The sequence below is a fragment of the Cupriavidus sp. GW821-FHT07C08 genome (assembly GCF_059419025.1).
Genome location: NZ_JBWKQZ010000001.1, coordinates 308,459 through 329,702, shown reverse-complemented (window position 1 = coordinate 329,702; position 21,244 = coordinate 308,459). Strand labels below are relative to the sequence as shown.

General features: G+C 68.9%; 19 protein-coding genes. 17 read left to right on the top strand and 2 right to left on the bottom strand.

The window, feature by feature from the left end; translation table 11 throughout:
• Positions 1-128: 128 nt before the first annotated feature.
• The gene (locus AC07UK_RS01585; RefSeq protein WP_010810635.1) at positions 129-614 is read left to right on the top strand and encodes a disulfide bond formation protein B; all 486 of its coding nucleotides are present in this window, start codon (positions 129-131) and stop codon (positions 612-614) included.
• An 87-nt stretch (positions 615-701) separates the two neighbouring features.
• Here the strand turns inward: AC07UK_RS01585 and AC07UK_RS01580 are convergent, their stop codons facing one another.
• Complete coding sequence (locus AC07UK_RS01580; protein ID WP_494685375.1) at positions 702-2,636, bottom strand: ATP-binding cassette domain-containing protein; 1,935 nt, start codon at positions 2,634-2,636, stop codon at positions 702-704.
• Between the two features lie 284 nt (positions 2,637-2,920).
• On the opposite strand from AC07UK_RS01580, the gene AC07UK_RS01575 reads away from it, so the two are divergent.
• The 16 genes from AC07UK_RS01575 (at position 2,921) to AC07UK_RS01500 (ending at position 20,332) form a co-directional block, all read left to right on the top strand.
• Positions 2,921-3,883, top strand: a complete 963-nt coding sequence (locus AC07UK_RS01575) for a MurR/RpiR family transcriptional regulator (protein WP_436221917.1) — start codon at positions 2,921-2,923, stop codon at positions 3,881-3,883.
• A gap of 8 nt (positions 3,884-3,891) precedes the next feature.
• Positions 3,892-4,866: an isoaspartyl peptidase/L-asparaginase family protein gene (locus AC07UK_RS01570; protein ID WP_436221916.1), complete on the top strand. Its 975-nt coding sequence runs from the start codon at positions 3,892-3,894 to the stop codon at positions 4,864-4,866.
• A 52-nt stretch (positions 4,867-4,918) separates the two neighbouring features.
• Positions 4,919-6,823, top strand: a complete 1,905-nt coding sequence (locus AC07UK_RS01565) for a dipeptide ABC transporter ATP-binding protein (protein WP_436221915.1) — start codon at positions 4,919-4,921, stop codon at positions 6,821-6,823.
• Positions 6,824-6,861: 38 nt separating this feature from the next.
• Positions 6,862-8,430, top strand: a complete 1,569-nt coding sequence (gsiB, locus tag AC07UK_RS01560; protein WP_436221914.1) for a glutathione ABC transporter substrate-binding protein GsiB — start codon at positions 6,862-6,864, stop codon at positions 8,428-8,430.
• 157 nt (positions 8,431-8,587) lie between these two features.
• Entirely contained in the window at positions 8,588-9,508 is a 921-nt protein-coding gene (gene gsiC / locus AC07UK_RS01555) for a glutathione ABC transporter permease GsiC (RefSeq protein ID WP_436221913.1), read from the top strand.
• A 7-nt stretch (positions 9,509-9,515) separates the two neighbouring features.
• Positions 9,516-10,430: a glutathione ABC transporter permease GsiD gene (gsiD, locus tag AC07UK_RS01550; RefSeq protein WP_479946682.1), complete on the top strand. Its 915-nt coding sequence runs from the start codon at positions 9,516-9,518 to the stop codon at positions 10,428-10,430.
• A gap of 16 nt (positions 10,431-10,446) precedes the next feature.
• Positions 10,447-11,493 (top strand): DmpA family aminopeptidase, encoded by a 1,047-nt coding sequence (locus AC07UK_RS01545; protein ID WP_494685376.1) that lies wholly within the window; start codon positions 10,447-10,449, stop codon positions 11,491-11,493.
• Complete coding sequence (locus tag AC07UK_RS01540; RefSeq protein WP_436221910.1) at positions 11,493-12,311, top strand: M55 family metallopeptidase; 819 nt, start codon at positions 11,493-11,495, stop codon at positions 12,309-12,311. The genes AC07UK_RS01545 and AC07UK_RS01540 overlap by 1 nt, the downstream gene beginning before the upstream one ends.
• A 79-nt stretch (positions 12,312-12,390) precedes the next feature.
• Positions 12,391-13,155 carry a hypothetical protein gene (locus AC07UK_RS01535; RefSeq protein WP_436221909.1) on the top strand — a complete coding sequence of 255 codons (765 nt, stop codon included), beginning with the start codon at positions 12,391-12,393 and terminating at the stop codon, positions 13,153-13,155.
• Positions 13,156-13,218: 63 nt separating this feature from the next.
• The gene (locus tag AC07UK_RS01530; RefSeq protein WP_436221908.1) at positions 13,219-14,289 is read left to right on the top strand and encodes a M14 family metallopeptidase; all 1,071 of its coding nucleotides are present in this window, start codon (positions 13,219-13,221) and stop codon (positions 14,287-14,289) included.
• Between the two features lie 241 nt (positions 14,290-14,530).
• Entirely contained in the window at positions 14,531-15,157 is a 627-nt protein-coding gene (locus AC07UK_RS01525) for a CDP-alcohol phosphatidyltransferase family protein (protein ID WP_436221907.1), read from the top strand.
• 4 nt (positions 15,158-15,161) lie between these two features.
• A complete protein-coding gene (locus AC07UK_RS01520; protein WP_494685377.1) occupies positions 15,162-16,931 on the top strand; it encodes a bifunctional alpha/beta hydrolase/class I SAM-dependent methyltransferase in 1,770 nt (589 codons plus the stop codon).
• Complete coding sequence (locus AC07UK_RS01515; RefSeq protein WP_494685378.1) at positions 16,928-18,319, top strand: phosphatase PAP2/dual specificity phosphatase family protein; 1,392 nt, start codon at positions 16,928-16,930, stop codon at positions 18,317-18,319. Before AC07UK_RS01520 ends, AC07UK_RS01515 begins: the two co-directional genes overlap by 4 nt.
• Positions 18,309-18,740 (top strand): hypothetical protein, encoded by a 432-nt coding sequence (locus tag AC07UK_RS01510; RefSeq protein WP_494685379.1) that lies wholly within the window; start codon positions 18,309-18,311, stop codon positions 18,738-18,740. Before AC07UK_RS01515 ends, AC07UK_RS01510 begins: the two co-directional genes overlap by 11 nt.
• A 6-nt stretch (positions 18,741-18,746) precedes the next feature.
• On the top strand, positions 18,747-19,373 hold the full coding sequence (locus tag AC07UK_RS01505) for a lysophospholipid acyltransferase family protein (protein WP_494685380.1): 627 nt from the start codon (positions 18,747-18,749) through the stop codon (positions 19,371-19,373).
• On the top strand, positions 19,370-20,332 hold the full coding sequence (locus tag AC07UK_RS01500) for a phosphatidate cytidylyltransferase (protein WP_494685381.1): 963 nt from the start codon (positions 19,370-19,372) through the stop codon (positions 20,330-20,332). Before AC07UK_RS01505 ends, AC07UK_RS01500 begins: the two co-directional genes overlap by 4 nt.
• A 12-nt stretch (positions 20,333-20,344) precedes the next feature.
• Here AC07UK_RS01500 and AC07UK_RS01495 read toward each other — a convergent pair whose 3' ends face one another.
• On the bottom strand, positions 20,345-21,244 hold the full coding sequence (locus tag AC07UK_RS01495) for a LysR family transcriptional regulator (protein ID WP_436221902.1): 900 nt from the start codon (positions 21,242-21,244) through the stop codon (positions 20,345-20,347).

The window sequence follows — 21,244 nt, the reverse complement described above, 5'->3', positions numbered from 1 at the left end:
CGCCACAGGGCAGGGGGCTTGCGCTGCGTGTGACGCCAACTGCAGGCGCTGCAAAATAGGTAATAATGCGCAGCAATGCCGCGCCATCCACTGACGGCACCGCTTACCGGATTACCTGATCACCCACTATGCAAGCCAACTCACGCGCCTATTTCCTGCTGATCGCCCTCGTTTCCTTCGGCCTGGTCGGCGTTGCGCTCTACCTGCAGTTTGAAAAGGGCTACCAGCCTTGCCCGCTCTGCGTGATGCAGCGCTTCGCCTTTATCGGCATCGGCATCTTCTCGCTGCTGGCCGCGGTGGCGCAGAACACGCGCTCGCTGTGGCAGGGCCTGGGCATGCTGTCCGGCATCGCCGGCATTGCAGTGGCGGTCTACCACGTGTCGCTGCTGCTCAATCCCAAGGCCAGCTGCGGCATCGACCCGCTGGAGAACTGGGTCAACGCGCTGCCGACTGCCAAGGCGCTGCCGCAGGTGTTCTACGCCGATGGCCTGTGCACCGCGCCGCTGCCGCCGGTGCTGGGGCTGTCGGTGCCGGCATGGTCGCTGATCTGGCTGTTTATCCTGACGCTGACGCTGGCGGTGGGGTTGATCCGGCGCGAGAAGAATTTCCGCTGAGTCGAGAGCAAGCCATCGACGTAAGAAACGGCGCCATTGGCGCCGTTTCTTGTTTGCGGTGGTGCGAGGGAGGGGAGTCGAACCAGATTACGCGATCTGCTCGATCTGCTCCTGCAACTCCAGCCACTTCTCCTCAAGCGTCTCCAGCTCGCCATTGACCTCGCCCTGGCGCTTGAGCATCTCCATCAGCTTCGTCTTGTTGGCTTCGGCATAGCTGCTTTCATTGGCCATGAACTGGTCGATCTCCTCCTTGGCGGTCTGCAGCACCGCCATGCGCTTTTCCACCTTTTCCAGTTCCTTGGTCAGCGGCTTGCGCAGTGCCGACAGCCGCTGGCGCTCGTCGGCCTCCGCGCGGCGCTGGTCCTTGCGGTTGACCGCCGCGGCGGCATCGCCGGCGTTCTCTGCCAGGTGCGCGGCGGTGGCGGCATTGCGCTTGGCCGCGGCCTGTTGCAGCAGCCAGTCCCGGTAGTCGTCCAGGTCGCCGTCGAACGGCTTGATGGTGCCGTCGGCCACCAGCATGAACTGGTCGGCGGTGGCGCGCAGCAGGTGGCGGTCGTGCGAGACCAGGATCAGCGTGCCTTCGAACTGCGCCAGCGCCATGGTCAGCGCCTCGCGGGTATCGAGGTCCAGGTGGTTGGTCGGCTCGTCCAGCAGCAGCAGGTTGGGCTTCTGCCAGACGATCAGCGCCAGGGCCAGACGAGCCTTTTCGCCGCCTGAGAAGGGCTCGATCGGCGCGGTGGCGATGTCGCCGCGGAAGTTGAAGCTGCCGAGGAAGTCGCGCAGTTCCTGCTCGCGGGTGTCGGGCGCCAGGCGTGCCAGGTGCTGCAGCGGCGAGTCGTGGTCGCGCAGCGTCTCCAGCTGGTGCTGGGCGAAGTAGCCGATCTGCAGGCCCTTGCCCAGGCGCAGCTTGCCCGTGAGCGGGTCCTGCGTGCCGGCCAGGGTCTTGACCAGCGTGGACTTGCCCTGGCCGTTGGCGCCCAAGAGGCCGATGCGCTGGCCGTTCTGGATCGACAGCGCCAGGTTGTGCAGGATGGTGACGGGCGGCTCGGCCTCGGCATATCCGCAGTCGACGCCGTCGAGCACCATCATCGGGTTGGGCGCGGCGTCGGGTTCGCGGAACTCGAAGGCGAAGCCGGCGGCCACGTGCACCGGCGCCAGCCGCTCCATCTTTTCCAGCGCCTTGACGCGGCTCTGTGCCTGGCGCGCCTTGGTCGCCTTGGCCTTGAAGCGCGTGATGAACGATTCCAGGTGCGCGATTTCCTTCTGCTGGCGCACGTAGGCGGACTGCTGCTGCGCCATCTGCTGCAGGCGCAGGGTCTCGAACAGTGTGTAGTTGCCGCCATAGCGGCGCAGCTGCTGGTTCTCGATATGCACGGTGACGTTGCAGATCGCGTCGAGGAATTCGCGGTCGTGCGAAATCATCACCAGCGTGCCGGGATAGCGCGCCAGCCAGTCTTCCAGCCAGACGATGGCGTCCAGGTCCAGGTGGTTGGTCGGTTCGTCGAGCAGCAGCAGGTCGGAGGGGCACATCAGCGCCTGCGCCAGGTTCAGGCGCATGCGCCAGCCGCCGGAGAACGAGGCCACCGGCTGCGACACCTGCGCCAGCGTGAAGCCCAGGCCCAGCAGCAGGGCCTCGGCGCGCGCCGGGGCGGTGTAGCCGTCGGCGTCGGCAAAGGCGGCGTGGGCTTCGCCCTCGGCGCTGCCGTCGCCGCTGGCCTGTGCGGCGGCGATGGCGGCTTCAATCTCGCGCAGGCGGGTGTCGCCATCGATCACGTAATCCACGGCGGTGCGGCTGACCGCAGGCGTTTCCTGCGCCACGTGCGCGACGCGCCACTGCGCCGGCACGATGACATCGCCCCCGTCCGGATGCAGTTCACCGCGCAGCAGCGCGAACAGCGTCGACTTGCCGCTGCCGTTGGCGCCGACAAGGCCCACGCGCTCGCCCGGGTTGAGCGTCACGCTGGTGTGGTCGAACAGCACCTTGGTGCCGCGCTGGAGGACTAGCTGGTCGATTCGGATCACGAGAGGGGGAAATGCCTGAGTGAAAAACAGAAAAAGCGCGGAGAAAGCGGGCAACCGCCGGGCCTGGTGCGCTGGCCGGCATTGTAGCGTTTCCGGTGCGCCGCACGCCGTGGCGGTGCAAGACAGCCCGGCAACGTGCACCGCCAATGTGCCTTCGTGCCTCGGCGATTAAGGGATTACCCTTGGTCTCGCAAAACTCTATTTTCTTGTTCGTGCGTTGCGTGTAAATTCATTTTCACGAAAACGGCGTGCATCAGACGACGTCCAGACCAACCGCTTCCACCATGCCAAAAGGCCATTCGATCTCAGACCGTATTGCGCGCAGCCTGCCGACGCTGACGCCGGCACACCGCCGCATGGCGGAATACGTGCTGGCCAATCTGTTCCGCGCGGCAACCATGCGCATCGACGAATTTGCCGCGGCGGTGGAGGTGTCGGTGGCCACGGCCAACCGCTTTGCGCGGGCGCTGGGGTTCGACGGCTATCCGCAGTTCCGGGCCGAGCTGGTGCGCGGCTTCGAAGCCACGCTGGCCCCGGTGGAGCGGCTGCGCAGCGAGCTGGAGCGGCCCGCGACCGCGGCCGAAGTCTTCGCCGCCTCGCTGGAAGATGCCGCGGCCAACGCGGAAGCCACGCGCCGCGGCATCGACCCGGAGGCCTGCGAGCGCGCGGTCTCGGCGATCCTGGCGGCGCAGCGTGTCTACGTGGCCGGTTTCGGCGCCAGCGGTTTCCTGGCGGGCCTGCTGCAGCACGGGCTGGAAATGCACTGCCGCATGGTGACCTCGGTGGCGGGCGCCGGCGGCGCCTCGCATGCGGCGCGGCAGCTGTTCAAGCAGCAGCCAAGCGACCTGCTGATCGTGATTGCCTTCCCGCGCTACGTCACGGACACCATCGAACTGGCCGAGCGGGCCAAGTCGCACGGCGGCCAGGTGCTGGCGCTGACCGACGGGCCGACCTCGCCGCTGGCGCCGCTGGCCGATATCGCGCTCTACGCGCAGGCCGGCAACCGGCTCTCGGCCAACTCCGATGCCACCGTGCTGGCGCTGATCGAGGCGCTGTGCGGCGCGGTGGCGCACCGGGCCGAGCGCCCGGTCAAGGCCGCTGCCGAAATGACTGAATTCCTGCTGCCGTGGCTGTACGGCGCGCCGGCCGCGGAGTCCGCCGGCCGTGCCGCGCCCGGCACCCCGCAGCCCACCGAACTCACGGCTGGCGCCAAGCGCGGCCGATCCTCCAACACCCGCAAGTCCTGAGCATCCACATGCAACCAGCAGTCATTGCCATCCACGGCGGCGCCGGCACTATCACCCGCGCGGCGATGGACGCCACCCGCGAACGCGAATACATCGAAGCGCTGCAACACGTGCTGCAAGCCGGCCAGCGCATCCTGGCCGAGGGCGGCAGCGCGCTCGACGCGGTCACCGAGGCCGTGCGCCTGCTGGAAGAGTGCCCGCTGTTCAACGCCGGCAAGGGCGCCGTGCTGACCCATGCCGGCACCTATGAGCTTGATGCCGCGGTGATGGACGGCGCCACGCTGGAAGCCGGCGCCGTGGCCTGCGTCACGCGCCTGCGCAACCCGGTGCTGGCTGCGCGCGCCGTGCTGGACCACAGCGAACACGTGCTCTTTGCCGGCGCCGGCGCCGAGGCGTTTGCCGAAGCGCAGGGCCTGGAACTGGTGGCGCCGGACTACTACTTCACGCAGGCTCGCCACGATCAGTGGCAGCGCGCCCGCGGCACCGCAGGCATGGCGCTGCTAGACCACGACGCCGCCGCGCTGGCCGCGCAGGGCAAGGCCAGCGCGGCCGATCCGATCGATCCCGACAGCAAGTTCGGCACCGTCGGCGCGGTCGCATGCGACAGCTGTGGCAACCTGGCTGCTGCCACCTCCACCGGCGGCGTCACCAACAAGCGCGTGGGCCGCGTTGGCGATACGCCGGTGATCGGCGCGGGCTGCTATGCCGATGACGTCGCGGCCGTGTCGGCGACCGGCACCGGCGAAATGTTCATCCGCACCGTGGCCGCGTACGACGTGTCCGCGCAGATGCGCTACGCCGGCCTCTCGCTCGAGGATTCGGCCCGGCGCGTGGTGATGGAAAAACTGCGCGCCATCAACGGCCGCGGCGGCCTGATCGCGGTGGACCGCGCCGGCAACGTCACGCTGCCGTTCAACACCGAAGGCATGTACCGCGGTTTCGCCCGGGTGGGCGAGGCGGTGAACGTGTCGATCTACGGCTGACCTGCACCGCACCTGCAAGTCCGAGCATCAAGCAGCAATACAAGGAGTTCCAGTGGCCACTACCCCTGCGCAATCGCACGCTTCCGCATCCGGCATCGTCCTGCCGCCCGAGCGCGTCGTCTCGGTGAACGGGCTGACCGTGCGCTTTGCCACGTCCGAGCGCACCGTCGAGGCCGTGCGCAACCTGTCCTTCCATGTCGACCGCGGCGAGACGCTGGCGGTGGTGGGCGAGTCGGGTTCGGGCAAGTCGGTCACTTCGCTGGCGCTGATGCGCCTGGTCGAACATGGCGGCGGCAAGATCGTCTCCGGCAGCATGGCGCTGCGTCGGCGCGGCGGCGAGGTGCTCGACCTGGCGCGCGCGGATAACGCCACGCTGCGCAGCGTACGCGGTGCCGACGTGGCGATGATTTTCCAGGAGCCGATGACCTCGCTCAACCCGGTGTTCCCGGTGGGCGAGCAGATCGCCGAATCGATCCGGCTGCACCAGGGCAAGAGCCGCGCCGCGGCGCGTGCCGAAGCGCTGCGCATGCTGGAGCTGGTGCGCATCCCCGAGGCGCGCCGCGTGCTGGAGCGCTATCCGCACCAGCTCTCCGGCGGCATGCGCCAGCGCGTGATGATCGCGATGGCGCTGTCGTGCAAGCCGGCGCTGCTGATTGCCGACGAGCCCACCACGGCGCTGGACGTGACCATCCAGGCCGAGATCCTGCAGCTGATCCGCGGCCTGCAGGCCGAGATGCACATGGGCGTGGTCTTCATCACCCACGACATGGGCGTGGTGGCCGAGGTCGCCGACCGCGTGCTGGTGATGTACCGCGGCGAGAAGGTCGAAGAGGGCACCTCGGACGATGTGTTCCGTGCCCCCGCCCATCCGTACACGCGCGCGCTGCTGTCGGCGGTGCCGCGCCTTGGCGCCATGAGCGGCACCGACCTGCCGGCCAAGTTCCCGCTGCTGCAGCTGGACAGCGCCAACCCTGAGCCGGTCGCGCCGCAGGACACCGTTACCCCGGGCGTTGCTCCCATCCTGCGCGTGCAGGACCTGGTGACGCGCTTCGACGTGCCCGGCGGCCTGTTCGGCCGCGTCACGCGGCGCGTGCATGCGGTCGAGCAAGTCAGCTTCGACCTCTATCCCGGCGAGACGCTGGCGCTGGTGGGAGAGTCCGGCTGCGGCAAGTCCACCACGGGCCGTTCGCTGCTGCGCCTGGTGGAAAGCCAGAGCGGCACCATCGAGTTTGCCGGGCAGAACATCAGCAAGATGGAAGGGCCGGCGCTGCAGACCCTGCGCCGCAATATCCAGTTCATCTTCCAGGACCCGTTCGCCTCGCTCGATCCGCGCGTGCCGGTGGGTTATTCGATCATGGAGCCGCTGCTGGTGCACAAGGTCGCCAGCGGCAAGGAGGCCGAGCAGCGCGTGGCCTGGCTGCTCGACAAGGTGGGGCTGGACCCGTCGCACGCGGCGCGCTACCCGCACGAGTTCTCCGGCGGCCAGCGCCAGCGCATCTGCATTGCGCGCGCGCTCGCGCTGAACCCCAAGGTGGTGGTGGCCGATGAATCGGTGTCCGCGCTGGACGTGTCGATCCAGGCGCAGATCGTCAACCTGATGCTGGACCTGCAGCGCGAGCTTGGCATCGCCTTCCTGTTCATCTCGCACGACATGGCGGTGGTGGAGCGCGTGAGCCACCGCGTGGCGGTGATGTACCTGGGCCAGATCGTCGAGATCGGCCCGCGCCGCGCGATCTTCGAGAACCCGCAGCACCCGTACACGAAAAAGCTGATGTCGGCGGTGCCGATCGCCGACCCGGCGCGGCGCCACCTGCGGCGCGAGCCGCTCAACGACGAGATCCCCAGCCCGATCCGCGTGGTCGGCGACGAACCGGTGGTGCAGCCGCTGGTCCAGGTCGCCGGAAGCGGGTCGGTCGGCCATTATGTCGCCCGGCATGCCGTCGGCGGCGCTTATTGAAGTCTTCGAAGTCAAGAAGTTACCAAGGAGATTCGACGATGTCTGCACGTATGGTTTCGCCCCGGGTTTCGCCCCGATGGATGGCCGGCGCCTTTGCCGCCGGCGCGCTGGGCATGCTGGCTTCGGCCCCTGTTTTTGCCGCCAAGGATGCCGTGATGGCGGTGAGTTCGACCTTCACCTCGCTGGATCCGTACGATTCGAACGACACGCTGTCGCAAGCGGTCGGGAAGAGCTTCTACCAGGGCCTGTTCGGCCTGGACAAGGACATGAAGCTGGTCAATGTGCTGGCAGACAGCTACGAGGTCAGCAAGGATGGCCTGACCTACACCTTCAAGCTGAAGAAGGGCATCAAGTTCCACGACGGCACCACCTTCGATGCCGCCGCCGTCAAGGCCAACCTGGACCGCGTGACCAACCCGGCCAACAAGCTCAAGCGCTACACGCTGTTCAACCGTGTCGCCAAGACCGACGTGGTCGATGCCAATACCGTCAAGGTCACGCTGAAGGAGCCGTTCTCGCCGTTCATCAACGTGCTGGCGCACCCGTCGGCGGTGATGATCTCGCCGGCCGCGCTGCAGAAGTACGGCAAGGACATTGCCTTCCACCCGGTGGGGACCGGCCCGTTCGAGTTCGTTGAATGGAAGCAGCCCGACCATCTGAAGGGCAAGAAGTTCGCCGGCTTCTGGAAGACCGGCTACCCGAAGATCGACACCATCACCTGGAAGCCGGTGGTGGACAACAACACCCGCGCCGCGATCATGCAGACCGGCGAGGCCGACTTCGCCTTCAGCATCCCGTTCGAGCAGGCCGCGGTGCTGAAGAACAGCCCCAAGGTGGATCTGATCGCATCGCCGTCGATCATCCAGCGCTACCTGTCCATGAACACCATGGTCAAGCCGTTCAACGACCCCAAGGTGCGCCAGGCGATCAACTACGCCATCAACAAGGACGCGCTGGCCAAGGTCGCCTTTGCGGGCTACGCGGTGCCGGCCGAAGGCGTGGTGCCGCCGGGCGTGGACTATGCCGAGAAGCTGGGCCCGTGGCCGTATGACCCGGCCAAGGCGCGCGCGCTGCTGAAGGAAGCCGGCTACCCCAACGGCTTCGAGACCACGCTGTGGTCGGCCTACAACCACACCACCGCGCAGAAGGTGATCCAGTTCGTGCAGCAGCAACTGCAGCAGGTCGGCATCAAGGCCTCGGTGCAGGCGCTCGAGGCCGGCCAGCGCGTGGAGAAGGTCGAGAGCGTGCCGAAGCCGGAAGATGCCGGCGTGCGCATCTACTACATCGGCTGGTCGTCGTCGACCGGTGAATCGGACTGGGCGCTGCGTCCGCTGCTGGCTTCGGAATCGATGCCGCCCAAGCTGCTGAATACCGCGTACTACAAGAACGACCAGGTCGACGCCGATATCGCGGGCGCGCTGCGCACCACCGATCGTGGCGAAAAGGCGCGCCTGTACAAGGACGCCCAGGAACGCATCTGGAAGGATGCGCCGTGGGCCTTCCTGGTGACCGAGAAGGTGCTGTTCGCACGCAGCAAGCGGCTGACCGGTGCCTACGTGATGCCGGACGGCTCGTTCAATTTCGACGAGATTGATATCAAGCAGTAATGGGTAGATGGTCGGGCGCCGGCAGTACCCAGGTGCCCGATCCACGCTGTCCCATCCCAGAGCAGTAAGCAGTAAAGCAGTAAGCCGACAGACGGCCGCCTGCCCGCGACGCGGGGTTCGCAGGCGGGCGGCCCGCGGCCTTTCCTCTTGGTGTGTCATGCTGAATTACTTCCTCAAACGTGTGCTGGGCGTGATCCCCACGCTGCTGATCGTGGCAGTGCTGGTGTTCCTGTTCGTCCACCTGCTGCCGGGTGATCCGGCGCGGCTGGCGGCGGGCCCGGAGGCCGACTCGGCCACGGTCGAACTGGTGCGCAAGGACCTTGGGCTGGACCGGCCCATGCACGAACAGTTCGTCAACTTCTTCTCCAATGCGGTCCGCGGCGAGTTCGGCCATTCGCTGCGAACCAAGCGCCCGGTGAGCGAGGAGATCGGCGACCGCTTCATGCCCACGCTGCTGCTGACGGTGACGTCGATGGCCTGGGCAGTGGTGTTCGGCATGGTGATCGGCATCGGCTCGGCCGTGTGGCGCAACCGCTGGCCGGACCGCTTCGGCATGACGCTGGCGGTGTCGGGGATTTCGTTTCCCGCCTTCGCGCTGGGCATGCTGTTGATGGAGGTGTTCTCGGTGCAACTGGGCTGGCTGCCGTCGATCGGCGCCGACACCTGGAAGCACTATGTGTTGCCGTCGATCACGCTGGGCGCTGCGGTGGCGGCGGTGATGGCGCGCTTCACCCGGGCCTCGTTCGTCGAGGTCTTGCAGGAAGACTTTATCCGCACCGCCCGTGCCAAGGGCGTGCGCGAGACGCTGGTGGTGACCAAGCACGGCCTGCGCAACGCCATGATCCCGGTGGTGACGATGATGGGCCTGCAGTTCGGCTTCCTGCTGGGTGGCTCGATCGTGGTCGAGAAGGTGTTCAACTGGCCGGGCCTGGGGCGCCTGCTGGTCGATGCCGTCGAGATGCGCGACTACCCGGTGATCCAGGCCGAGGTGCTGCTGTTCTCGCTCGAATTCATCCTGATCAACCTGGTGGTGGACATGCTCTACACCGTGATCAACCCAACCATCCGCTACAAGTGAGGCCGGCATGACTGAGCTTTCCACGCCCGCCGCAACTGAAGCGGCACCCGCCACCGCCCCCGTGCCGGAGGCCGTGCGCACGCCCTGGACCGAGTTCTGGCGCAAATTCCGCAAGCAGCACCTGGCGCTGGGCGCCGGTGCCTTCGTGCTGGTGCTGGTGGTGATTGCCATCGTGGCGCCGCACATCGTGCCGTACGACCCGGAGAACTTCTTCGACTACGACGCGCTCAACGCCGGCCCGTCGGCCGCGCACTGGATGGGAGTCGATTCGCTCGGACGCGACATCTTCAGCCGCATCCTGGCCGGCGCGCGCATCTCGCTGGCGGCGGGCTTCCTGTCGGTGATCATCGGCGCGCTGATCGGCACCGTGCTGGGCCTGCTGGCGGGCTACTACGAAGGCTGGTGGGACCGCATCGTGATGCGCATTTCCGACGTGCTCTTCGCCTTCCCGGGCATCCTGCTGGCGATCGGCATCGTCGCGATCCTCGGCAACGGCATGACCAACGTGATCTTCGCCGTGGCCATCTTCAGCATCCCCGCGTTCGCGCGGCTGGTGCGGGGCAATACGCTGATGCTCAAGCGGCTGACCTACATCGAGGCTGCGCGCAGCATCGGCGCGTCGGACTGGACCATCCTGATGCGGCATATCCTGCCGGGCACGGTGTCGTCGATCGTGGTGTATTTCTCGATGCGCATCGGCACCTCGATCATCACCGCGGCCAGCCTGTCGTTCCTGGGGCTGGGCGCGCAGCCGCCTACGCCGGAGTGGGGCGCGATGCTCAACGAAGCCCGCGCCGACATGGTGACCGCGCCGCACGTGGCGATCTTCCCGAGCCTGGCGATCTTCCTGACCGTGCTGGCCTTCAACCTGCTGGGCGACGGCCTGCGCGACGCGCTCGACCCCAAGATCGACCGCCGTTGAACCTGAGCCGCTGAACATGACCGCATCGACAACGGGCGTGCCGCATGTCGGCAGCCTGCCGGCAGGTCCGCTGGACAGCATTGCCGACGTGGCCGGCGTGACCGTCGGCCATTGCACGCTGGCGGACGGCGCCGTGCAGACCGGTGTCACCGTGATCCGTCCGCATGGCGGCGATCCCTACCGCGACAAGGTGCCCGCAGCGGCTACCGTGCTCAACGGCTTTGGCAAGAGCATCGGGCTGGTGCAGGTGGACGAACTGGGCGTGCTGGAAACGCCGCTGGCGCTGACCAATACCTTTTCGGTCGGCGCGGTGGCGCAGGCGCAGATCCGTGCGGCGGTGGCGGCCAACCCGGAGATCGGCCGCGCGCTGCCGACCGTCAATCCGCTGGTGTTCGAGTGCAATGACGGCTACCTGAACGATATCCAGCGCATGGCGGTGGAGGGCAGCCATTATGAGGCGGCCCTGGCCCGTGCCGGTCAGGACGTTGCGCAGGGCGCGGTCGGTGCCGGGCGCGGCATGTCGGCGTTCGGCGTCAAGGGCGGCATCGGCACCGCTTCACGCCTGGCCGGTGGCTATTGCGTGGGCGCGCTGGTGCTGGCCAATTTCGGCACGCCGGAATCGTTGACCGTGGCCGGCCGTCTGGCCGGTCCGGAACTGGTGCAGCGCCTGGCGCAGCCCGACACCGCGGCGCAACCGGAAAAAGGATCGATCATCATGATCCTCGCCACCGACGCCCCGCTGGACGCGCGCCAGTTGCGCCGGCTGTCGCTGCGCGCCGGCGCCGGGCTGGCGCGTACCGGCTCGGTGTTCGGGCATGGCTCGGGCGATATCGCACTCGCGTTCTCGACCGCGTATACCGTGCCGCACGACGCCGCCCGGCCGATGCCGGCCGTCGCCATGCTGCATGAAACCCATCTCGACCCGCTGTTCCGCGCCGCGGCCGACAGCGTCGAGCAAGCCATCCTGCATGCCCTGTGGCATGCCGCACCGGTGCAGGGCCGCGACGGCCACGGCCGGCGCGCACTGCTGGACGTGATGCCCGAACTGGGCCGAACCGCCTGATGAAAATTCTTGTTTCCACTGATATCGAAGGCGTGGCTGGTGTCTTCCACGCTGAGCAGACGCGCCCCGGCAACGGCGAATACGAACGCGCCCGGGCCTGGATGACGGGCGAAGCCAATGCCGCGGTCGAAGGCGCCTTTGCCGGCGGGGCCACCGAGGTGCTGGTCAACGATTCGCACGGCGGCTTCCGCAACCTGCTGCCGGACCAGCTCGATCCGCGCGCGCGGGTGGTGCTGGGCAAGCCGCGCTACCTTGGCATGATGGCCGGCGTCGAGGCCGGTGTCGACGGCGTGCTGATGATCGGCTACCACGGCCGCGCCCAGAGCCGCGGCGTGCTGGCGCACACCATCAACAGCGGCGCCTTTGCGCGGGTCTGGCTCAACGGCAAGGAACTGGGCGAGGCGGGGCTGTACGCCGCGCTGGCCGGAGAGTTCGGCGCGCCGGTGCTGATGGCCAGCGGCGACGATGTCTTCGTGCAGGAAACCCATGCGCTGATGCCGTGGGTGCGCTATGTCGAGACCAAGTCCGCGAGCGGCTTCGGCAGCGGCACCTCGCTGTCGCCGGCGGCGGCGCGCGAGGCCATTGCCGCGGCGGCGGCAAGCGCGGTGCGCGAGCGCGCGCAGGCGCAATGCCTGCGCATCGCCGCACCGGTGACTTGCACCCTGCAGACCCTGACGCCCGCGCATGCAGACCTGTTCTGCCAGTGGCCGACGCTGGAGCGCCGCGACGGGGTGACGCTGTCCTTCCAGACCGATTCGGTCCAGGCGGCGGTGCGCATGCTGAATTGCCTGTCGGCGATGTCGTTCATGCTGAAGTAGGGCAGGGCAGATTCGCCGGGGCGATCGCGCAGATCGGCGACAATGGCGGGTCTAGCAAACCAGGCATGACCCGCATCGCATGACCCAGGCACACGACGGGGGCTGGATCCCCGTACGCAAGGACTTCGTCGACCCCGCCACGCGCTGCCATGCGCGGGGCGCAAGCCGCCGCCACCATGGCTTTCCGGCCGGGCAGGCTTATATCCTGCGCGACGGCGCAGGGCATGAATATCCCTTTGGCGACGACTGCGCGCGTGCCGCGGTGCCGCATCCGGGCCTGCTGCGGCAGGTGCCGGACTACACCGAGCGCGATGTGGTGCCGCGCACGGCCTTGCCCGAGGTGGCGCCCGCGGCCCGCCGGCGTGATCCCGCCCAGGCACAGGCCGCCGAGCGCGCCGCCGCGATCCGCTACCTGGTGCTGCGTATGGAGAAGGTGGCCGCGGTGCCGCGCGTGCAGCCGACAGTGCGCTTCCCGGCGCTCGAGGGCGTCTACGAGCAGTACCAGCGCACCGGCGACATCGGCATGGCGCAGGTGCGCCGCATCCTGGCGATCGAGCGCAGCCCGTCCACGCCGCCGCGGCTGCGCGCCACCAACCTGCTGGACGTCTATACCGCGCATATCAAGCTGGAATGGCTGATCGCGGGGTCCAACAGCGTCGACAACATCCGCTTCCTGCGCAGCCTGCACGACTGGCTGGCCCGTCACCTGGTGCTGACCACCGGCCAGCTGGCCGCGGCCGGGATCGAGATGCATCCGCAGGCGTTCACCGCGCCTGGCATCTGGGGTTCGGGGACGGAGCCCGCGCCGGCATCGCCCGGGTATGCATCCGGATCGCTGTTCTAGCGGCGGGTGGCAAGACCTGCGGATTTGGCGTCTAATGCCTGCATCGCATCCGCCGGTCACGCCATGAGCCATTTTTCTCGCAGCTACGCCGAAGCCCGCCAGAAGTTCCTTGACGCCGCGCGCGCGGCCGGGGCCGCGCTGGCGCAGTTCCCGCATCCGACCAAGCGCGGCAGTGCCGGCGAGGACCTCGCGATCGATGTGGCGCTGGCCGGCCCGGCCGACGCCAGCCGCTGCCTCATGGTGACCTCGGGCACGCACGGCGCCGAAGGCTTTGCCGGCTCCGGTGCGCAGGTGACGATGCTGCACGACGCCGCGCTGCTTGCCGATTGCGCCGCAGCCGACACCAGCCTGCTGCTGGTGCATGCGATCAATCCCTACGGTTTTTCCCACCTGCGCCGGGTCAACGAGGACAACGTCGACCTGAACCGCAATTTCATGGACTTCACGCAGCCGCTGCCGCACAACGAAGCCTACGCCGAGATCGCGCCGCTGCTGGTGCCGGCGCAATGGCCGCCGTCCGACACCGACCAGGCGCAGCTGATGAAGGCCGTGGCCGAGCGCGGCATGCCGTGGTACCAGGCCGCGGTCAGCCGCGGCCAGTACCAGGATCCGGGCGGCATGTTCTACGGCGGCGACAAGGCCACCTGGAGCAACTACACGCTGTGCCGCATCCTGGCGCGCTTCGGCGCCGGGCGCGAGGCACTGCGCTGGATCGACGTCCATACCGGGCTGGGCCCCTGGGGCTATGGCGAGCCCATCCACATGGGCCCGGACACGCCGGAATCGCTCACGCGCACGCGCGCGATCTGGGGCGAGCGGGTGACCTCGATCTACGATGGCTCGTCGACCTCGGCCAACCTCACCGGGCTGGCCTGGCACGCGGTGCTGCAGACCCTGCCCACCACGGACTATGCCGGCATCGCGCTTGAGTTCGGCACGCTGCCGGTGGGCGAGGTGCTGGAGGCGCTGCGCGGCGACCACTGGCTGCACCAGCACCCGGAAGCCGACGAAAACCAGCGCGCGCTGGTCCGCCAGGCGATGTGGCGTGCCTTCTATGGCGATGCCGACGACTGGCGCGAGGGCGTGGTGGCGCAGGTGACCGACGCAGTGCGGGACACCATTGCTTCCGCCTAGCCGGCAACGGCATCTGGCAGCAAGCGCCTTCTGGTAATGTCTCGATGTTGGCGGTAGAGTGCTGAGCTAGGCACTGCCGCCATGCCTTGGCCGGCACGTGCCGCAACCGGGCCGCAGTCAGAAAATAACCAAGAACAAGACGGAAGAGGTCGGGGCGGGCCGGGGCGCATGATCCTGCGCGTCGCCGCGGCCTGGCGCACGGCGTCGCTTCCGGCATCAGCTCGGCAGGGAGGCCGGTGCGATGACCCTCTATGAACTGAAGCCCAGGTTCCAGGCCTGGTTGCGCCCCATGGTGCAAGACCTGGCGCAGCGCGGCGTGACTGCCAACCAGGTAACGCTGGCCGCCGCGGCCGGCTCCCTGGCGGTGGGCGTGCTGGCCACGCTGGGCATGTTGGTGGCCGAGTCCCCGGCGCTGTTCCTGCTGTTCCCCCTTTGGTTGTTCCTGCGCATGGCGCTCAACGCCGTCGACGGCATGCTTGCGCGCGAGCACGGCCAGCAGAGCGTATTGGGTGCCTACCTGAACGAGCTTGGCGACATTGCCTCGGACCTGGCACTGATCCTGCCGCTGGCCGCGCTGCCGGGCTTCAGCCTGGGCCAGGTCGGCACCTTCGCGCTGCTGGCGGTGATCGTCGAGGCCGCCGGGCTGATCGGCCCGCTGGCCGGGGCCAGCCGGCGCTACGACGGCCCGCTGGGCAAGAGCGACCGCGCCGTCGCGGTCGGCGCGATCGCGCTGTGGGCCGGTGTCGGCCTGGGCTTTGGCGCGGCCGCCAGCTGGCTGTGGCTGGTGCTGTCGCTGCTGTCGCTGTTCACGATTGCCAACCGGGTGCGCCGCGGTGTCGCCGAGGCCCAGTCCCGCACTGTGGAGTAGCGCGATGGACCGAGCGTCGACCCGCCAGCCGCAAGAGCGTCAATTCGAGACGCATGACCGCCAGACGCTGTTCTATCGGCACTGGCCGGCCGTGGAGGGCCCGGCGCGCGGCGCCGTGGTGCTGTTCCATCGCGGCCACGAGCATTCCGGCCGGGTCGCCCACCTGGCCGATGAACTGAACCTGCCCGGCTACGAGATCTTTGCCTGGGATGCGCGCGGACACGGCCGTTCGCCCGGCGAGCGCGGCTACAGCCCCAGCCTGGCGGACTCGGTGCGCGATATCCAGACCTTCACCACCCATATCGCCGAGGTCCACGGCATCACGCTGGAACGCACCGCGGTGATCGCGCAGAGCGTGGGCGCCGTGCTGGCCTCCACCTGGGTGCACGACTACGCGCCGCCGATCCGCGCGCTGGTGCTGGCCTCGCCGGCGTTCAGGGTCAAGCTCTACGTGCCCTTTGCGCGGCCGGGACTGAAGCTGATGCAGCGCCTGCGCGGCAAGTTCTTCGTCAACAGCTACGTCAAGGCCAAGTTCCTGACGCACGATCCCGAGCGCATCGCCAGCTACGACAGCGATCCGCTGATCACGCGCCCGATCGCGGTCAATATCCTGCTGGACCTGTACGAGACCGCGGAGCGCATCGTGGCCGATGCCGCGGCGATCACGGTGCCGACGCAGCTGCTGATCTCCGGCGCCGACTGGGTCGTGCATCGCGGGCCGCAGGACCGCTTCTATGAGCGCCTGGGTTCGCGCACCAAGGAGCGCATCGTGCTGGACGGCTTCTATCACGACACGCTCGGCGAGCGCGACCGCAAGCTGGCGGTCGATGCCGCGCGCCGCTTTATCCTGCGTGAATTCGACACGCCATCGGCGCCGCGCTCCTTGCTCGATGCCGACCAGATCGGCCCGTTCCGTGAGGAATCCGACCGCCTGGCGTCGGCGCCGGCCGGGCTGGCCGCCTGGTACTGGCGTGCGGCGCGGGCCAACCTGAAGCTGGGCGGAATGCTGTCGGACGGGGTGCGGCTGGGCCATGAGACCGGCTTCGACTCGGGCTCGACGCTCGACTATGTTTACCGCAACGCCCCCTCGGGCCGCGGCAAGCTGGGCCGGCTGGCCGACCAGCAGTACCTGGACGCGATCGGCTGGCGCGGCATCCGCCAGCGCAAGGTCCACGCCGAGGCGCTGATCGCCGACGCCGTGCGGCGGCTGCGGGCGGCCGGCATGCCGGTGCGGATCGTCGACATCGCCGCCGGGCACGGGCGCTATGTGCTTGAGGCCCTGGGCGCGCTGGATGGCGGCGCGGGCGCGGTCGAGTCGATCCTGTTGCGCGACTACAGCCCGCTGAACGTCGAGCAGGGCCGCGCCCTGATCGCCGCCAAGGGCCTGGCGGACGTGGCCCGCTTCGAGCAGGGCGATGCCTTCGACGGCGACAGCCTGGCGGCGCTGGCACCGGCGCCGACACTGGCGGTGGTTTCCGGCCTGTACGAACTGTTCCCCGACAACGCGATGGTGCGGCGCTCGCTCGATGGCCTGGCGCGCGCGGTGCCGCCCGGCGGCTACCTGGTCTACACCGGCCAGCCCTGGCATCCGCAGCTGGAATTCATCGCGCGCGCGCTCACCAGCCACCGCGCCGGCGCCGCCTGGGTGATGCGCCGCCGCTCGCAGGCCGAGATGGACGAACTGGTGCGGGCCGCGGGCTTCGACAAGGTGACCCAGCGCATCGACCCGTGGGGCATCTTCACCGTCAGCCTGGCGCGCAGGCGCGGCGCATGAGCACGGTGCCGACGGAGGCTGGCGCCGGGGCGCGTCCGGAGCGGCCGGCGGGGCAGCGGCCCTGGGGAGTGGCCTGCCTGTTGCTGGCGCTGGCCGGCGCGTTCTTTTTCTCCAGCTACGGCTTTGCCAACTGGCTGGCGAGCCAGCGCGCCAACGTGCCGGCGGTCTATTTCGAATGGGAGCGGGGGATCCCGTTCCTGCCGTGGACCATCCTGCCGTACTGGTCGATCGACCTGCTGTACGGCATTTCCTTCTTCCTGTGGCGCACGCGCGCGGCGCTGCTCTCGCACGTCAAGCGGCTGGTGCTGGCGCAGCTGGTGTCGGTGGCATGCTTTATCGCTTTCCCGCTGCGCTTCAGCTTTGCCCGGCCCGAGGCCGACGGCCTGCCGGGCCAGCTGTTCACGCTGCTGGGCGGTTTCGACCTGCCGTTCAACCAGGCGCCGTCGCTGCATATCAGCCTGCTGGTGATCCTGTGGGTTGCCTTTGCGGCGCACCTGCGCGGCGGCTGGCGCTGGCTGCTGCACGGCTGGTTTGCGCTGATCGGGGTCTCGGTGCTGACCACCTGGCAGCACCACCTGATCGATGTGCCCACCGGCGCGCTGGTGGGCTGGCTGTGCGTTTACCTGTTCCCGATGCAACTGCCCGCGGACGCGGCCGGCGCGCCGGATGCGCGCACGCGCCAGCTGTCACGCCGCTACACCGTGGGCGCGCTGGTGGTGTTGCTGTGCGCGGTGCTGGCGGTGGGCGCGTCGGTGACGCTGGCGTTCCTGCTGCTGTGGGCCGCGCTGGCGCTGGCCTGCGTCGCCAGGATCTACGCGCTGGCCGCGCCGGCGTGGTTCCAGAAGGTCCGTGACGGGTCGATGGCGCCGGGCGCGCGCTGGGTGCTGGCGCCTTACCTGCTGGGCGCCTTCCTCAATTCGCGCTGGTGGACGCGGCGCGCGCCGCAGCCCAGTGCCATCGCAGACGGCATCTGGGTGGGCCGCTTCCCGACCCGCGCCGAACTGCGCGCGATCGGGGCGGATGCCGTGCTCGACCTGACGGCTGAACTGCCGCGCGCAGCCACCGGCCCGGCGCTTGCGTATCGTTGCGTGCCGGTGCTGGACCTGACCGTGCCGACGCCGGAGCAGTTGGACCAGGCCGTGGCTCAACTCGACGCCTGGCACCGGCAGGGCCGCCGCGTGCTGGTCAGCTGCGCGCTCGGCTATTCGCGCAGTGCGCTGGTTGCGGCCGCATGGCTGGCGCGCCGGCAGGGACTGCGCGACGCCGGCGCTGCGCTGGCGGCGCTGCGCCAGTATCGGCCGGCGGTGGTGCTCGGGCGCGAACATGCCGAGGCGCTGCAAAGCTGCCTGGACCGTCCTGCCATGCCGGAGCCCGACGATGGACGCTGAGTTCACGCAACGCACTGATGCCTGGATCGCGCACGCCGTCACCGGCGCGCTGTCGGGCGCGGTGTGGATCGGCGGGGCCGGGCTGGCTTTCGCCGTCGCCACGGCATGGCTAGGGGTGGCCACACCGGTCCCGCGCGCGCTGGCGGCCGCGTCGCTGCTGCTGGCGCTGCCCCAGCTCTGGCTGCTGCTGCGCGTTGCCATCGACCGCCGGCTGTTCGATGCGCTCGCGGCCGGGCGGCAGGACCAGCCCGACCTGGCGGGATTGGACGCCGCGCTGCTTGAACTGGGCTGGATGCCGGCGCAACGCGCCGGCCGTCCGTTGCCGGACCGCGCCCGCGGCGCGCTGCGGCTGGTGCGCGCCAGCGCCGCGCTGACGGTGTGCCAGCTGGCGCTGGCCTTGCTGACCCTGATCCTGAGGTAACCAACCATGTGGCTTGCCCGCGCGACCGCGCGCGCCATCATCGCCTTCGCGCGGCTGCTGACCGGCATGCGCGCCAACTGGCAGGGCTGCATCCCCGCTGCGGTGCAGCGCGTCTACTTTGCCAACCACAGCAGCCACGGCGACTTCGTGCTGATCTGGGGCTGCCTGCCGCCCGACCTGCGTACGGTCACGCGCCCGGTGGCCGGTGCCGATTACTGGGAGCGCTCGCCGCTGCGGCGCTTTATCGGCCGCGACGTATTCCACGCGCTGCTGATCGACCGCACCCGCAGCGAACCGGGCAGCGACCCGGTGGCGCTGATGCACGGCGCGCTGGCATCCGGCGACTCGCTGATCCTGTTTCCCGAAGGCACGCGCAATACCACCGACGCGCGCCTGCTGCCATTCAAGAGCGGCATCTACCACCTGGCGCGGGCCTGCCCCGGGGTGGAGTTCGTGCCGGTGTGGATCGACAACCTCAACCGCGTGATGCCCAAGGGCGAAGTCGTGCCGGTGCCGCTGCTGTGCACCGTGACCTTTGGCCAGCCGGTGCTGCTGGCCGCCGAGGACAGCAAGGAAGCCTTCCTTGCGCGCTGCCGCGACGGCCTGCTCGCGCTTGCCCCGGAGCTGGAATGACCGCCATGCCCACTTTGCACTGGAGCCCCGAGACCTGGCTGCTGTTCGGCGGCCTGTTCGGCGTGCTGCTGCTGGCCTCCACCGTGACCGCGCTGCTGCGCTGGCGGGTGGCGGGCGGCGGCCAGCACGCGGTGATCGACAACCTGGCGCAGCGCGTCTGGGCCTGGTGGTGGATGATCGGCATCATGGGCGCGGCCTTTGCGCTGGGGCGCACCGCGGTGATCGTGCTGTTCTACCTGCTGTCGTTCTTCGCGCTGCGCGAGTTCGTCACCATCATCACCACGCGGCGCGGCGACCATCACGCCATTGTCGCCGCCTTCTTCGTGTTCCTGCCGCTGCAGTACGTGCTGGTCTATATCGGCTGGTACGGCATGTTCTCGATCCTGATCCCGGTCTATGCCTTCCTGATCCTGCCGATCCTGGCCGTGCTGTCGTCCGAGACCACGCGCTTCCTGGAGCGCTGCGCCGGGGTGCAGTGGGCGGTGATGGTGTGCGTGTTCTGCATCTCGCACGTGCCGGCGCTGCTGACGCTGCCGATCCCGGGTTTCGAAGGCCGCAACCTGCTGCTGATCGCCTTCCTGGTGATCGTGGTGCAGGGCAGCGACGTGCTGCAGTATGTGTGGGGCAAGCTGTGCGGCAAGCACAAGATCGCGCCGCTGCTGTCGCCGTCCAAGACCGTCGAGGGGTTTGTCGGCGGCGTGGCCAGTGCCACCGCGCTGGGCGCGGCGCTGTGGTGGATCACGCCGTTCTCGCCGTGGCAGGCCGGCGCGATTGCGCTGGTGATTGCGCTGATGGGCTTCCTGGGCGGGCTGGTGATGTCGGCGATCAAGCGCGACCGCGGCATCAAGGACTGGGGTCATATGATCCAGGGCCACGGCGGCATGCTGGATCGGCTGGACTCAGTGGTGTTCGCCGCGCCGGTGTTCTTCCATATCACCCGCTACTGGTGGGTGCCCTGAGCATCCTGGCCCTCACAGCTCCATTTCCTCGCACCACGTCACCACCGCATCGCGGAAGTCCTGGCAGATCGGCGACAGGTAGCCATCGGCGCGCCACAGCACGGCCAGCTCATGCTGCCACGACATGCCCGGCGCCTCGATCGCGGCCAGCCCCTGGCCCTCGGCCTGGTGCAGCATGCGCGGCGGCATGATGCCGAGCAGGTCCGAGTGCCGCAGCAGCTCGCCGAAGGCCACCGGCGACGCCGTGCTTTCCACCGCCACGCGCGGCGGCGGCAGCCCGACCGAGGTAAACCGTTCCTCCAGCCACTGGCGCAGGTAGAGCGAACTGGCCGGCACCACCCAGCGCTCGCCGCTCAGGTCGGCCAGCGTGCGGAAGGCCTCGCGGCGCGGATGGCCGGTGCGGGACACGATCTGCATGGTCAGCGGACCGAGCGGCAGCCAGGCAATGTCCGGCGGCAGGCTGGTCGGGCGCGCGCCCAGGATCAGGTCGGCCTCGCCGTTTTGCAGCATCGCCATCAGGCGCGCGCTCAGGTGGGTCTCGATCGAAAACGTGGCCAGCGGACGGCTCAGGAAGAAGCGGGCCAGCAGCGGCGACAGCAGCGACGGCAGCAGGTAGGGGATGGCGCCCAGGCGCACCGTGCCGGCGCGCGCCGCGCGCTGCTCGGCCAGTTCGTTGCGCATGTCGCCCGCGGCCAGCGAGATCCGGCGCGCATGGGCGACCAAGGTGCGGCCCACGCTGGTCGGCACCAGCCCGCGCGGGGTGCGCTCGAACAAGGGCATGCCGGCTTCGCCTTCCAGCCGCGCCAGCGTTTTGGACAGGCCGGACTGAGTCATGCCGAGGGTGTCGGCGGCGCGGTGCAGGTTGCCTTGCTCGATGACAACCAGGAAGGCTTCAAGATCCTCGAATCGCAT